This window comes from cf. Phormidesmis sp. LEGE 11477 (genome assembly GCF_015207105.1).
Taxonomy (GTDB): Bacteria; Cyanobacteriota; Cyanobacteriia; order Phormidesmidales; family Phormidesmidaceae; genus Phormidesmis.
This window is the reverse complement of the sequence record NZ_JADEXO010000145.1, coordinates 1-13,834: the sequence shown is the minus strand read 5'-3', so window position 1 is coordinate 13,834 and position 13,834 is coordinate 1. Positions and strand designations below refer to the sequence as shown.

15 protein-coding genes are annotated in these 13,834 nt (G+C 49.2%); 4 read left to right on the top strand and 11 right to left on the bottom strand.

Annotation, left to right across the window (positions count from 1 at the left end; all coding sequences use genetic code 11):
• Window positions 1-316: 316 nt before the first annotated feature.
• A complete protein-coding gene (locus IQ256_RS25715; protein ID WP_193858554.1) occupies window positions 317-661 on the top strand; it encodes a hypothetical protein in 345 nt (114 codons plus the stop codon).
• Window positions 662-783: 122 nt separating this feature from the next.
• Entirely contained in the window at window positions 784-1,026 is a 243-nt protein-coding gene (locus IQ256_RS25710; protein ID WP_228025280.1) for a type II toxin-antitoxin system HicB family antitoxin, read from the top strand.
• Window positions 1,027-1,053: 27 nt separating this feature from the next.
• On the opposite strand, the gene IQ256_RS25705 is transcribed toward IQ256_RS25710, so the two are convergent.
• Window positions 1,054-1,356, bottom strand: coding sequence for a hypothetical protein (locus tag IQ256_RS25705; protein ID WP_370623548.1), 303 nt, complete (start codon window positions 1,354-1,356; stop codon window positions 1,054-1,056).
• Window positions 1,357-1,414: 58 nt separating this feature from the next.
• Between IQ256_RS25705 and IQ256_RS29855 the strand changes: the two genes are divergently transcribed.
• On the top strand, window positions 1,415-1,573 hold the full coding sequence (locus tag IQ256_RS29855; RefSeq protein WP_228025279.1) for a hypothetical protein: 159 nt from the start codon (window positions 1,415-1,417) through the stop codon (window positions 1,571-1,573).
• Between the two features lie 222 nt (window positions 1,574-1,795).
• On the opposite strand, the gene IQ256_RS25695 is transcribed toward IQ256_RS29855, so the two are convergent.
• From IQ256_RS25695 to IQ256_RS25655, 9 genes are all read right to left on the bottom strand, one after another.
• Window positions 1,796-2,050: a hypothetical protein gene (locus IQ256_RS25695; RefSeq protein ID WP_193858551.1), complete on the bottom strand. Its 255-nt coding sequence runs from the start codon at window positions 2,048-2,050 to the stop codon at window positions 1,796-1,798.
• Between the two features lie 202 nt (window positions 2,051-2,252).
• A complete protein-coding gene (locus tag IQ256_RS25690; RefSeq protein WP_193858550.1) occupies window positions 2,253-5,411 on the bottom strand; it encodes an SNF2-related protein in 3,159 nt (1,052 codons plus the stop codon).
• A 34-nt stretch (window positions 5,412-5,445) separates the two neighbouring features.
• The gene (locus IQ256_RS25685; RefSeq protein WP_193858549.1) at window positions 5,446-7,587 is read right to left on the bottom strand and encodes a hypothetical protein; all 2,142 of its coding nucleotides are present in this window, start codon (window positions 7,585-7,587) and stop codon (window positions 5,446-5,448) included.
• Between the two features lie 118 nt (window positions 7,588-7,705).
• Window positions 7,706-8,623 (bottom strand): Fic family protein, encoded by a 918-nt coding sequence (locus IQ256_RS25680; RefSeq protein WP_193858548.1) that lies wholly within the window; start codon window positions 8,621-8,623, stop codon window positions 7,706-7,708.
• 63 nt (window positions 8,624-8,686) lie between these two features.
• Entirely contained in the window at window positions 8,687-9,595 is a 909-nt protein-coding gene (locus IQ256_RS25675) for an ABC transporter permease (protein ID WP_370623547.1), read from the bottom strand.
• Window positions 9,596-9,668: 73 nt separating this feature from the next.
• Window positions 9,669-9,920, bottom strand: coding sequence for a DUF4926 domain-containing protein (locus IQ256_RS25670; RefSeq protein WP_193858547.1), 252 nt, complete (start codon window positions 9,918-9,920; stop codon window positions 9,669-9,671).
• An 11-nt stretch (window positions 9,921-9,931) separates the two neighbouring features.
• Entirely contained in the window at window positions 9,932-10,279 is a 348-nt protein-coding gene (locus tag IQ256_RS25665; RefSeq protein WP_193858546.1) for a DUF6883 domain-containing protein, read from the bottom strand.
• A gap of 42 nt (window positions 10,280-10,321) precedes the next feature.
• Window positions 10,322-11,500, bottom strand: coding sequence for a cysteine desulfurase family protein (locus IQ256_RS25660; protein ID WP_193858545.1), 1,179 nt, complete (start codon window positions 11,498-11,500; stop codon window positions 10,322-10,324).
• A complete protein-coding gene (locus tag IQ256_RS25655; protein WP_193858544.1) occupies window positions 11,497-11,892 on the bottom strand; it encodes a DUF4359 domain-containing protein in 396 nt (131 codons plus the stop codon). Before IQ256_RS25655 ends, IQ256_RS25660 begins: the two co-directional genes overlap by 4 nt.
• Window positions 11,893-12,009: 117 nt before the next feature.
• Between IQ256_RS25655 and IQ256_RS25650 the strand changes: the two genes are divergently transcribed.
• Window positions 12,010-12,573, top strand: coding sequence for a hypothetical protein (locus tag IQ256_RS25650; protein WP_193858543.1), 564 nt, complete (start codon window positions 12,010-12,012; stop codon window positions 12,571-12,573).
• A gap of 116 nt (window positions 12,574-12,689) precedes the next feature.
• On the opposite strand, the gene priA is transcribed toward IQ256_RS25650, so the two are convergent.
• Window positions 12,690-13,834: primosomal protein N' (gene priA / locus IQ256_RS25645; protein ID WP_193858542.1), on the bottom strand; the 1,145-nt coding region annotated here is incomplete at its 5' end.

Sequence of the window (13,834 nt, the reverse complement as noted above, 5' to 3'; positions counted from 1 at the left end):
GTTCCGTAGCGATACGCTAAACACGTACTCATGCCTAGCATGATAGCGTATATGATATCAAGTAAATTGCATATCACCTTTGGTGAAAAGACTCTATAAAGGCTACAAAAGGGCGGAAGCTGCGTTCCTTTCAACTACGCTCAGTTCCTTCGATACACCACCGAACGCCGCCTGACTCAGCAGGTCGGCGGCAGCTTTCGCTTCATCCACCGCGAGCTGCTCGATCACTTCGCTGACATGAGCGTATGTGATCCGCAGAAAACCCGATAGAAATAATCAGTTAGTATTGTGTTTATGTGATCGCTTCTAAGTAGCCATGATAGAACACACATTAACCCTTCCAGAACAAATCTATCGCAGCCTAGTTGCGGTTGCTCAAGCACAGGGGATGAGTCCAGCAAGCTGGATAGCGTCACAGCTATCTGAGCAGTTAGAAGATGCACAGCCCGCAGCCGAGCCGCCCACAGAGCCCGCTGCTTCTCTAAATGATAGATTCATCACTCCTGTTGGAATACAGCAAAAGCCATTATCTGAGCTGCTGATCGGTCTGACCGGAACAATAGATAGCAGTGCTAGATGCAAAGAAGGTGATAAGGAGAATTGTCCTTACGGCGAATCGTTGATTGATAAATTCGCGAAGCAAGGCATTCATCTGCCGTAAACTTGGAGGATACGAGATCGCTAGTTGCACTGACTAACAATCGCTGTGCTATCAAGCCTTGAATACTTGATGCACGAGAACAGCCCTTCTGTAGAATGAAATCCACTGGAGTAACAAGCAAAGTGATTCCATTACAGCAGAACATTCATGCCGTTATTTGGCTAGGTGAGGAAAGCGGCTATTGTGCAGAATGTCTAGAGATCGCTGTCGTTACTCAAGGATCTACGCTAGACGAAACCTCAAAGAATCTAGGAGAAGCTGTCAGCCTATACCTTGAAGGTGAAAATCCGTCTGAGTTTGGCCTAGTCGCTCAGCCTTCACTGAGTGTTTCCTTTGAGCTTCTCTCACACTGTGAACGTACGTAGAGACCGCACGTTCACAGTGCAACAGCCCTAGAGCTGCTTTCTCAGCAAACTAATTGCCTCTCCTTGCGCGGGCGTAATTACCAGCGCCTCTTCAATCATCAGCACCGGACTCCACAGGATGGTTTCGGTGTAGTGCAGCGTGTGCAACAGATGGATGGTTTGGCGGATGGCGTCGGGTTTGCCGAGCAGGATGTGGCGGATGGACTCGCCGGGGGCGCTGCCGGATGGCGTGAGATGCGGTAGCGGTGAGATTTGCAAAGGCGATCGCAGGGCAGCGGATTGTAGATCACCGATGGCAGGGCGATCAGCGAGGAAGGTTGTGGGTTTCACGGGTTTTCTCCAGTGTGGTTACGGATTGCTCAAGTAGATCGTCAAAACGACAGTCAAAATGAGCGGTGGAAAAAAGCCCCGCGAAAAATTCAAGCCACCCCAACTTGCTAAAAGTCAGGGTGGCTATGGCATGATTAACCACAACCTCCTTCACTGCTTGCTAGTGTCGGGGGCTAGCTGTCGGTGGCTGTTCCAGCAGTCATCGTCAGCGGCTTAAATTTTTCGGGGCGGTGGGCCGATCATCGCGGCTATCTCTGCTCAAACGGGTGCTTGAAGATTGACAGTGCGATCGCAGCCATAAAACCCACCCTATCAGCCTAGTTTTGAACGTGTCAATCTCTTGGGTCAGATCGCCATCACAGTTGATAGCTGACGGATGGACATTGCTACGCCGATTATTCTCCCTTCGGAAACCGTCTATGTGAACGTCGCTAACGCCTTATATACCAGCGATCGCACTGGGCGAACTTGATAGGTTTTCTACAGCCACAGCTTGGCTCTGCTCAGGAGAACTTACGACAGACATTACTGCGGAACTAACGATATCAGACGGCTGACTGCTGATCTGTTCTCTTTGTCTAGCGCGAAAATTCTGAGTGATATCGTCTATCTCTACCACTTCACCACTGCGAACTTGAACAGTAGTGACTCTAAGATTCAACAGCGCTAGCAGCAGGCGCGATCGCCCATCCACTAGCCACCAGCCCTCTGGCCGCTATCAAGACAAAAGAATTAGACAGTTGACGCTTGATCTGTTTCATCGCTAAAGTTCCTTTCAAAAAAAGCCCAATCTCAATTCATTTCACGATGCCAATCACCCCTTACTAAAAGATGAGAAAGTCGCAAGATCTGCATGAAAATACATAGATCATTACAGCCGTTAATTATCTATTTTTCTACGTCGCTTCTACGAAGATTACACCCGCTGCCAGCTCTTTTTGATCAGGGTTCACGTCATCTCGTTTCTGTTGAATGCTAATTAGCTTCACTTCTAACTCTCTATTCACTTTGTTCAGCTGTCCTTGAGTCGCTGGAATAATACGAGTTTTTCCAGATTGTTTGAACTTCTCTAGGCGAGCCGTCAGTTCACGCTGCTTTCTTTCGGCAAAGGCACGGGCACTTTTCTCTTGAATGTCGCAGCGGCTATCGTTTTCTTCGTAAAAGTCTTCTAGCGCTTTTCCAAAAGAGTCTTCTAGATCTTCTTTGCAGCGGACCTGGGCTTTGATGACGCTATCAATATCTGCGATGAAGCTACTGGCGTTAGGTTTGAGCTGGCCGATCTGCATTAGCGTTGATAGAACAGATTCTGAGACTTGATTGTCTAACAATTTATCATCTTCTATGTTGATTAGCTTGTAGGCAATCTGACTTTCTGTTCTGAGCCCTGTAAACGTCCACAGGGAGATAGCATAGGCGTAGAGACCGGCTTCTAGCTTGCTTTGTTTGGTAGTGGTGCAAATAGCGGAGACAGGATGTAGCTTTTGAGCGGCGGTGGTGTAGCGATCGCGTATCCACAAAATCAATGGGTGTGTCGGATCTAATAGCTCATTGCGCTTGCCCATACTTCCCTTGACTTTGGGATCAAAAAAGCAGCTAACAGGCGAACTAGAGGTGTGTAACTGCGTAGGGGTAGCACAGCGGTTCTGAGAGATAAAAAACTGCAAATCAACTTTGGCTTTTTCAGAAAGCGTAATATCGAACAGACTAGAATTTTGCTGTGGGGCGATTACTGTTCCGGGGTAGTACCGAGCAAAACAGTCTTGAACAAAGGCATAAACCTCATCAGGCTGTAGCCACCTGCCTTGCTTTTTGCTCTCTTCGATGGCTTCTAAGATATGATCAGAAAAAGCCAGCATGTTCACGGCTTCCTTTTCTAGATCGTCTTGCAGCACCCGTTTGTTCTCCAATGCTGTCGCCGTCTGTTCGATTCTACGCTGTTCTTCTTCAGGGGTTAGGGATTCCTCAAATAGCTCTAGCATCAGCTTTTCGGTCATCTCACCTAAGATCCCTTCAATATCACCTACGCTTTCTTCAAAAATACGAATCCGGTTGTACAATCGCTCTAAAATCTCGGCTTCAACTGTATCTTTTAGGCTAAAGTTCACAATCGAAATGCGCTCGGCTTTTTGGTTGAGCCGATCTAGGCGGCCAATGCGCTGCTCTACCCGCATCGGATTCCACGGCAGATCGTAGTTCACCAAAAACCGACAGTGCTGCAAATCAATGCCCTCACTGCCGACTTCAGACGATAGCAAGACTGAAGGGCCATCATCTTGGCGAAACTGCTGGACGACTTCCCATTTGCGATCGCCCATGTCACCCATAATCAGCCCCGTCGAAATCCCTTCCGCCCGCAGCCGCCGCTCTAAATACTTCAGCGTGCCTCGAAAATAAGCGAAGATCACAAACTTTTGAGTCGCATCTTTGGCTAATTCGCTATTTAGAAAATTCTTCAGCTTGTTGTACTTACTATCCTCAGCTTCTAGATTCGAGATGCTTACTCGCCTAAAGCGAAGCGGGGCATCTGATAAGACTTCTCCTTCAGCCGTTTTATGCAGCCGAGAAGCAACGCCCATATCTTCCCAAAGCGACTCTTCTACCAAACCCTGGAGACTATTGTCCGCTCGCCAGGTTTCTAGCGCTGCTACCATACAGCTTGCCATTTGCCGCTGACGAGCAATCAAGCTCAGCAGCGATACGCCTCTTTTGCCCTTCGTCTGATTTCGGATGGCTTCGGTCACTTCGTCATAGAATTTTCGCTCCAATGGTGAAAACTCAACGGTCAACGTTTGAGGATCGCGCTTAACCCTGTTGGGTAAAACGTCACGCTTCCGGCTACGAGTAATGTATTGACCGAGTAGAGAAGTTTTTTCTAGCTTATAACCTAGCTCTACCCGATCAGATTCTTCTAGTTTCGAATCGCTTTGGAGTGATTGTTCTAGCTTTTCTCTAACCTGACCGAGTAGATAGCTATCTTTGAAGTAATGAGATTTCAAAGCCTGGTCAACAAAATCTCTCGCTTTCTTGGGTTCTGGAGGATTAGCCCACAGATATCTTAAGGCATTCACAACGGGTTGATTAGCACCTAACATGTTGCCAAAGATATCTTCGCTAAAAAAGTCGTCTGGACTAATTAGCCGCAGCAGTTGAAATAGATTAGAGCTGTCAATCTGGACAGGAGTCGCTGTCAGAAGCAGTAGATAGCGCGAAGCATCACGAATAAGACGACCAATCAGATTACTAGCGGTCGTTGCGTTTCTGAGGTAGTGGGCTTCGTCGATAATGGCAAGATCGAACAAGCCAAATTCATCATCAGCAGGGTTGGCGTCTAGCAACCGGGCGAATTCAGCGCGGGCGTTTTTAGTGCTAGAATCCTCCCAATTACCGCTAGGCCGCAACCCTTCTAAACTAGCGATACAGGCAAATGATTGGGTTTGCTGACTTTCTAGACAAAGTTTGGTGCGTCCTAGTAAGTCTTTCGCATCGACAACCTCTGCAAAGATATTGAACCTTTGAGCCAGATCATCTTTCCACTTTTGACGCAGCATGGCCGGACAGACAATTAGTATTCGCCTAGCATCCGCGCGGGTCTGAAGCTCTTTCCAGATGTACATCGCTTCGATGGTCTTACCCAAGCCCACTTCATCGGCGATTAGAATTCTGCCGACGGGAGAATCTAGAAATTTCAGGACCGGTTTGAACTGATGGGCATAAAAGTCTGTTTGACTAGACTCCATGCTATAGAACACATTGGTCAGCTTGCCTTTTATCTTCTCAAAAGTGAGAATTCTTCTAAGATCGTCAGGGCCGCCGAATCTGCCTTGTCTGAGCAATTCTTCTATACTTTCGTCTTCACTACACAGCTCTAGTAAGTTCTTAGGCTTGAAGATTTTCTCAGCAGGGCCGAACCGAATCTCGACTAGTGTGCGGGTACCCGCCTGGCGCACTTTACCAGTGGTTTTACCGCGTCTGCCAGGATTCGCCTTGATCCGAACATCTTGATCGGGCTGTTCAGGATTCCAGTCGTTTGAGGCGATGCGAGAGGATTCAACCATTAATCAACAAAGAAAGATAAAGAGCAAGATATTTCTACATTAGATCGCGGCTATCTTCGTATCTTTCGGGCGTATAGTTAGAGATTTCCGCGCCTGATTCTATTGTCTGAAACTGACTAGGTAATCTAATCTCTGGGTTCTCTCCTTCGGGGATGCAAAGACCGTAGGCGATCGCAAATCGATTGAAATCTCTTTGATCGAGTCCGTTGACGGTGAGATCTTCTGGCGTCGGAATTTGTCGCAGCTTGTAAGGCGGAATATCAGCGTTCCCTTGTCTAAAATCGCTGTGGGTTGACTCGATAGTATCGGGAAAGAATTCTGTATTGCCACCGCCGCCGCCGATAAAGACTTTGAGATTTTCTCCAATATCTTTTTTGACGGAGAACTGTCGTATCTTCTGATGTTTTTCATTGCCTGCCATTACCACCGCAGCCACCATTCGTTGGATTTTGTTGCGCGTACTGCTGTTTTGAAGCTGATCGTTGAGTGGGCTATCAGACAAATTGCTCAGAGAATGGCGGATGCTTTCAGGCGTTAGCTGGAGTTCGTCTGCGGTTTTTTCAACGAAAGCACTCACCCCTAGAGGTTCTACTTTACCGATATAGCAGTCTACCTGTCGGCTGCCATCGGTACGATCGAAGAGAAAAGCGGCTCCATCTAGCGTCCCATCGCCAATATCAAAGAAGGTGTAGAATCCTTCTTGGGCCTGACGCGAGTTAATAAACGACCACATAGCGGCGACAATTTCTGGGGTGGTGGTGCAGTCTAGCTGATTGATCTGTTCATCCGTGCTTGCCCACTGTTCTAAATGTTTGGTCAACCGGTTGAGGCTATCGATAGTCAGCGCTGATGTATCGATGTCAGTACTTTTGAGCAGCCACGCGATCGCCAGCACTTTCTCAAAGGTCTTGAGAGCGATAGAGTCGCAATACTCGACTGGAACGCCTAGATTGACGCTCCAGCGAACAGATCGATTCGCAAAGATTTCCGGTCTATTCTGGATAGCCCACTGCTGCGATCGCGCGATTACCTGACTCAAATAATAAGCGCATAGGCTCTTAACCGTCTCGTCGTCATCTAATTCAGCGATCTTTTCCAATCGCCATTCCGCTTGCGCTTCGACTAGATTCGCTTTAGCCTCTAGATCCTCTTTGGCGAGATCGATCGCGGCTAAACGCATTTTAATGTAATCAATATTCTGTCGGATGGGGCGATCGCACGCTCGCCATTCGGCCACGGTTAATCCGGTGAGCAAGGTGCCATCTTCTAAAATGGCCAACCGAGTCGGCATTAAGGTTTGATCTAGATCTAGCCTGCTGTCTGTGGGCGGCGCAAAGGTCACGACTTCTGCCTGCTCTAATGCCAAATCTCTCAGGCAAACTTTGGTATAGCCCGTCCCAAAGTCTATACCTAGGTTGATATCTAGATCGAAATCATCGCTAGTAGGTAGCTGTGGAATAACATGGCTAAAGTCTGGTTCATGCTGATCTTCTGTTGTTTCGACCGCTAGCGTTTCTAGAATTGTCGTTTGTTCGGATAGCTGTAGCGTGATCGCCTCAAGATCTGTTCTAAAGCTTTCAATATCTGCCAGCAGCCCAGAGACACGCCCTTCTATTTGATTTTCTAGCTGAGAAACGCTCGTTGCAATTGCTATTTGCCGTGCATCACTCTGCTGCTGCGCTTCAGTTTGAGCGTTTTGCAAATTTTGTGTTAGGGCTATTTGACTAGATAAATCGTCGAGAGCGCTCCGCATGCCCGCTAAGGCGGTATCTGTCTGTACTTTCGTTTGGTTCCGCAAATCGCTAGACAGGCTCTCGATAGCTTGAGCCATCGTCTTTGCTTCTGATCTGATCTGGGTATTTTGCTGAGTGATCGCGCTAACCAGGCTTTCTACTTCTTCTTGACGGTGGAGCAAAGGCTCAACCGTATGCAGACGCTGTTCTAATTGCTGTGTGCTAGCTGTAAAGTCTTGTATTTTTTGAGAGGTTGCCTGAATAGTTTTGTCTAGCTGCTGCGATCGCTGCTGGCGATCGATCAAACTGAGTGCGGCAGAAACTGTCAGCGGCGCGACGGCGTAGGCAGGCTGCTGAGTAGTGAGCGTGGCGATCGCACCCACAACAGCAGCCGACACAGAGACATACTCAGCAAAGCGTACAAGCCTACGACCAATCGGCATAGTATGTGAGAAAAAAGAGCTTTTAGATCGTATCAAATAACCTATGGCTAACCACCCGTAAGTAAAAAGCATACGGGTATCAAATGTTCTCTGGTCACCCCTTTCTACCGATCAACGGTCATTTCAAAAAAGCAATGACTTCCTGGTAAAAAGGCTGACCTTTTGTCCTACTTTCGGCGGCACTGGCGACTACGGAAAGCGTTTCTATGAGAGATGCGATCGCCATGTCACAAACTAACGAAAACAACAAACTCAGATCATCTTGCGACTGCTGCGCGGCAGATAGTGCGTCGATATAGTCTGTTCTTCTTTCATTAGAGATACTCACAATCGGAAACCCCGCTCTTAGCAGCAGCAAGTTCAACAACAATCTCCCAGTACGGCCATTACCATCAGCAAAAGGATGAACAGAGACAAAGCGGTAGTGAGCTTCGCTGGCATACAGCACAGGATGCGTTTGCCGCCCTGCGGTCTGCAGCCACTGAACAAATTCATTCATCAGCCCAGGCAGCAAATAATAAGGGGGATAAACATAGTCGGTGCCAGCGGCCTTTACATCTAGCTGTCGATATCGCCCTGCCTCATCTGGCGATATCTTCCTCGTCACTAGAGCGTGAATCTGGCGAATCTCCCATTCTCCTATTGGGGATTCAGCCTGGCTCAGCGATTCAATATAGTCAATGGCTTCCTTGTGACCGACCACTTCCAAATGTTCGATCAGCGTTTTTCCACCAATGGTGATGCCTTTAGACAGCACTAGCTCAGTTTCGCTCTGGCTAAGGGTGTTGCCTTCAATGGCGTTGGATTGATAGGTAAAGCGAACGTCATAGCGCTGCTTGAGCTCGCGAACGACGGAGCTCGGTAATGGTCGAAAGCTGTCTAGCCACCCTTTAAGTCGATCGATCTGTGCTAGCTGATCCGAAAGCTGCATGGCGTGGCCTTTGCTAGAGAGTATCTGATCTAGCACCGCAGCAACTGTCAAACTAGGATGTGCGACTAGCTGGGCGATGAGTGCATCGTAGAGTTGTGCTGTCATGACGCGATCGCTATATCAATAATCCCAATTCCGTTAATCCCAATTCTGTTAGTCTCAATCCCGCTAGTCCCAATTCTCGCGGCGCAGCAAAGGGTTGATAAACTCGTTGAGTCCTTCGCCGATTAGCGACAGTCCGGTTACCATCATCGTAATGGCCAGTCCTGGAAATAGGGCGGTCCACCAGATCCCAGTCGGCAGCGCATCCAAAGCCTGCCGCAAAGAATCGCCCCATTCCGGTATGGACTCTGGCAAGCCCAAGCCCAGAAAGCCTAAGCCTCCTAGAATCAAAACTGCATCCGCTGCATTGAGCGTGAACAACACCGGAACGCTCTGCACCACATTCAAGAACAAATAGCGCGATAGCACGGCCCAGGTAGACGCGCCCATAGACTGCGCCGCCTCGATAAATAGCTCCGTCTTCACGCTCACCGTATGGTTTCGCACCACTCGGTAATACTGCGGCACATACGCAATCGACAGCGCCACCGCCGCATTTAGCACCCCGCGCCCCACCACAAAGGCCAGCGTTACAGACAATAGCAGCCCCGGCAGCGTGTAGATCGTATCCATAAAGAACAGCAGCGCCCGGTCTATTTTGCCGCCTAGATAGCCGCTTAGCATGCCTAATGGCACCCCAACTACTACGCTCATCGCCGTTGCTAGCAGCACCACTCGCCAAGCGGCCCGAGTGCCAAACAGCGTTCGAGAAAATACGTCATAACCCTGGCGGCTAGTGCCAAACCAATGCGCTGCCGAGGGCGGTTCATGAATCGGATTCGTCAGGCCGGCGGTCGGATCTTGTATCCAGCCCCAGCTTTGCATCAGCGGGGCAAACAGCGCCACGAAGACAAAGACCGCCGTGATCGCAATGCCAATGTACATCAGCATCACCGAAATGGTCAGGGGCGAAGACTTGCCAGATTTGCGGCCAAACAGTCCACCCAATAAGCTACGCCGCGTTTGTTTAGCCATGATCTCTCAGGTGAAGGGATTGCACAAAAGAAGTCGGCTTTCATTGTCGCAGGGATTGACCAATCTGCAAGTCTTAACTGGCTATAGCAAGCTCTACAGGCTGGTCGTACAAAACCATAAGATTCTCAGCTTTGAGAGTAACCATTGCGTATGCTTGGCCATCGTTGTCAGAAAATTCCACTTCGAAAGCCTCACCGCCGTTGTACTCTTCGACAACAGTTCCTATTTGACCCTTTTTAAGGAGGATATCGCGACCGTTGGGAAAGAACTGCGTTTTTGTGTCCTTCAAAAGTGCGACTACGTCGTGCATTTGAATGCTTATCATAGATAAAGACCTCACTTGCTTTTGATAGGATAGACGCTCACCAAGTTTGGAAATTTCTCTTCTGTACGAACGATCCACGTACTGCAAATCATTGAGGTGCCAATACTAGTTGTCAGCGGAAAGTCAATTCTGTAGTGCGCTCCATATTGACTATTACCTGTTAGTTCGGCGTTACCTGTCACAGCGATATCAGTTAAGGCGATCGCTAATATTTCTTTGTTTTCTATCGTAACGCCTAATATCGAACGAAAGAGTCGGGCTTTGTGTTTTCCTCTTAAATGGCTGAAATTAAGAGAGTAAGTTTCCAGTTTGGTAATAATTTGCTCGTAGCTAGATGATTCACCATGCGGTAGCTTCACACTTATTCCTAGACCGGACGGCCTCGATAGTCTTCCCGGTATTTAGAAGTCAATAGGTTTCTCTTGGAGCATTCTTATACTATTACGGACAAGCTTTATGGCCTTATTAATGTCTGATCTAGTAGTGGCTCTTCCTAGCCCGAATCGCAAGGTTGCTCTTGCGAGTCTATCTCTGAGCCCTAATGCCCCGATTACGTGAGAGGATGCTAGCTTTTCCGTGCTACAAGCTGAGCCTGACGAGATGGCGATATCAGGTTGTAGGGCTGCAAGCAGAGTACTCCCTTCAACGCTATTGATACTGATGCTGAGGTTGTTCGGCAGGCGCTGTGTAGGGTGACCGTTGAGCTGAACACCAGGAAGGAGCGATAGCTGCTGCCAAAGGCGATCGCGTAACGCGATCAATCTTTCAGACTCTGTCTCCATTTCTGCTACGGCCAATCTCACTGCCTCGCCAAATCCCACAATCTGCGGTGGGTAGAGTGTACCGGAGCGGATGCCGCGCTCTTGACCACCGCCGTGTAGCTGAGGTGAAATCTGCACGCGGGGATTTTTCCTACGAACATACAAGGCTCCGATTCCTTTGGGGCCATAGAGCTTGTGCGCGGTCATAGAAAGTAAATCAATGTGCATTTTTTGCACGTTTAGCGGAATTTTGCCGAGGGCTTGAGCCGCGTCTGTATGGAAAAGGACATGGCGATCGCGGCACATCTCCCCTATCTTCTCAAGGGGCTGTAGCACACCAATCTCATTATTTGCAGCCATCACCGAGACCAAAATAGTGTCTGGGCGAAAGGCGTTTTCTAATGTCTCTAGCTCAATCAAGCCATCGGGTTGAACCGGTAGATAGGTCACCTCAAAACCCAAGGTTTCTAGATAGCGACAGGGCTCTAATACAGCGCTATGTTCTGTTTGCACAGTGATCAGATGTCGGCCTTCACCCATGTAGGATTCAGCGATGCCTTTAATCGCGAGATTGTTGGCTTCGGTAGCGCCGCTAGTAAAGATAATCTCAACCGGATCGGCTGCGATCGCCGCTGCTAAAATCTCTCTGGATTGCTGCACGCCTGCCTCGGCCTCCCACCCATAGCTATGGTTGAGGCTACTAGGATTACCAAAATAGTCAGTAAAAAAAGGCAGCATCGCTGACAGCACCCGAGGATCGACAGGTGTAGTCGCGTTGCAGTCCAGATAAACTGGTCTGATGATGCTAGGCTGATTCATTCGCTCTCTGCTTCAGAGGCTTGTTCTTGCAAGATGAACTGACCGAAGATCCCGACTGCTCGATAGTCGTCTCCAATTGGCATCTGAGTATCATACGTGCTGAAGAACAAACGATTTTTGTATTCTGTTTCGTCTTTGATAATGGTCTGAAGTTCGTCCTCCGTGAGTGCTTTTCCACCTGTCACTATTCCTTGGCAAGCCTCACTAATGACAGCGCCTACTTTTCCTAACCAGTTGCTGAATCCTTCTGGATTGCAGAGCGTCTCTTTGGTCTCAACGGAAATATTTTGAGCTAGGTAGTCTGCGTAGTCATTCTCGTTGGGATTGGTGATGATCGAAGCGGCACCCAACGCAAGTAGCGAGAGCAGCGCAATTGCAGGAACAGGTTTCATCAGCAAAAGTTAAGGTTGAATTAGCTCCTTTACTGTAACGTTTCGGTGGAAAAGGCTGCATTCTCTCGAAACCACAGCTCTCGAAACCACGGATCTCGAAACCACAGCTTTAGCACTATGAATACTCCGGCCCATGCCATCTTTAATCTCGCCTTGCTAGGCCGCAAGCAAAAGCCGCAGTGGAATCCGCTCATCATTTGGGGGGCGTTGATTCCTGATTTGGCGATGTTTGGCTTTTATTTCTGGCTGAAGTTTGTGGTCGATATGCCAGAGTCACAGATTTGGCGGACGGAATACTACAGACCTGGCTGGCAGCTCCTTTTTGACTTTTTTAATTCCATTCCACTAGCTTTGCTGGGAGTTGGCATTATGGTCTATGCCAAACGCACTGGCGTAGCGCTGCTGTTTGCCAGCATTGTGCTGCACTGCTTAGAAGATCTGCCCGTACATAATGACGACGCCCATCGTCACTTTTGGCCGCTGAGCAATTTTCGGTTTGAGAGCCCCGTGTCGTATTGGGATCCGAATCACTACGGCGTTATTGCTGGCCGCATAGAGCTGGTGCTGATGGTAGCGGCCAGCGTATATGTGTTTGGCAAGCTGCGATCGCGCTGGACCAAAGCACTGCTGATCGTCGCCAACCTGCTACCCCTAGCAGCCTACTTGTACTTCACGAGTTGACGCCTGTCTAAGCACTGGTCAAGCTGTTGCCACTTAACTCTATTTGTTACTTGCTTTTATCGGTTAGAGATCAAACAGTTTGTATCCAAGCCCATAATCATGAACAAATTCAGCGCTCAAGACAGATTCAGTGGATCGACGTCGATCGTCAGGCTAATTCCTTTGGGTGGCCGCAGGCGAGTGAGATTAGGCAAAGGCGTTTCTGGCATCAGCTTTAGCAAGATATGCCAGCGATAGCGACGCGCTACCCGGTAGATAGGCGCAGGCACCGGGCCTAGTAAATCATAGCCAGCATCCTGATCCTGGTCTTCTAGTTTCAGGGCTGCTAGTTTGTCAGCCAGTCTAGCGGCGGCGTTCTCTACCGCCTGAGGCTCGAATCCGCTTAGCCGCAATAGAATCAAACGACCAGATGGCGGATATTGAAGCTCAGCGCGATCGCGTAATTCCTGCTGCAAAAACCGACCATATTGACCAGTCATCTCAGGCTGAGCCGTCTGTGCGCCTGCTGGCTGCGCTGCTTCTAGCTCATCCGCTCCGCCAGAACTCAACGCCTGTATAACCGCATGCTCAGGGCTATAGGTCTGCACAATCACCCGCCCTGGCTGTTCACCTCTACCCGATCTACCCGCCACCTGCGTCAGCGTCTGAAACGCCCGCTCACTCGCTCTGAAATCGGGCATAAACAGCAATCCATCTGCCGCAATCACGCCGACCAAAGTCACCTGTGGCAGATCAATGCCTTTCGTCAACATCTGCGTGCCTACCAGCAGCTGCGCTTCCCCTTTCGCAAACCGGGCCAGCAGCGCCCGATGTGCCCCCTTATTCCGGGTCGTATCGCTATCAAAACGAATGCATTTAATCTGCGGTAGATACCTGGCTAGATCATTTACTACCCGCTGCGTGCCGCTGCCAAAATTCTTGAGATAGGGCGATAGGCACTCAGGACATTTATCTGGATGAGCCTGGCTAAAGCCACAGTAGTGGCACCGCAACCTGGCCGTCGCGTCAGTGTGGGTTTGATGATAAGACAGCGATACATCGCAATTAGGACACTCCATCACATGACCGCAGCTACGACAGGACACAAAGCTGCTGTGCCCACGGCGATGAATGAACAAGATTCCTTGGTTGCCGGTTTCGACTAGATTCTCTAGGGCAGTTTGCAGCGTCCGACTGAAGATAGTCCGATTGCCCTCGTGCAGTTCTTTTCGCATGTCGATGATCTCGATTGGCGGGAGGGGGCGAGCGTGAACGCGAGTGG

Excerpts from the sequence above, each read along its gene's own strand:
- IQ256_RS25715 (WP_193858554.1), top strand. The coding sequence starts at position 317 with ATGATAGAACACACATTAACCCTTCCAGAACAAATCTATCGCAGCCTA.
- IQ256_RS29855 (WP_228025279.1), top strand. The coding sequence starts at position 1,415 with ATGAGCGGTGGAAAAAAGCCCCGCGAAAAATTCAAGCCACCCCAACTT.
- IQ256_RS25690 (WP_193858550.1), bottom strand. The coding sequence starts at position 5,411 with ATGGTTGAATCCTCTCGCATCGCCTCAAACGACTGGAATCCTGAACAG.
- IQ256_RS25685 (WP_193858549.1), bottom strand. The coding sequence starts at position 7,587 with ATGCCGATTGGTCGTAGGCTTGTACGCTTTGCTGAGTATGTCTCTGTG.
- IQ256_RS25680 (WP_193858548.1), bottom strand. The coding sequence starts at position 8,623 with ATGACAGCACAACTCTACGATGCACTCATCGCCCAGCTAGTCGCACAT.
- IQ256_RS25675 (WP_370623547.1), bottom strand. The coding sequence starts at position 9,595 with ATGGCTAAACAAACGCGGCGTAGCTTATTGGGTGGACTGTTTGGCCGC.
- IQ256_RS25670 (WP_193858547.1), bottom strand. The coding sequence starts at position 9,920 with ATGATAAGCATTCAAATGCACGACGTAGTCGCACTTTTGAAGGACACA.
- IQ256_RS25660 (WP_193858545.1), bottom strand. The coding sequence starts at position 11,500 with ATGAATCAGCCTAGCATCATCAGACCAGTTTATCTGGACTGCAACGCG.
- IQ256_RS25655 (WP_193858544.1), bottom strand. The coding sequence starts at position 11,892 with ATGAAACCTGTTCCTGCAATTGCGCTGCTCTCGCTACTTGCGTTGGGT.
- IQ256_RS25650 (WP_193858543.1), top strand. The coding sequence starts at position 12,010 with ATGAATACTCCGGCCCATGCCATCTTTAATCTCGCCTTGCTAGGCCGC.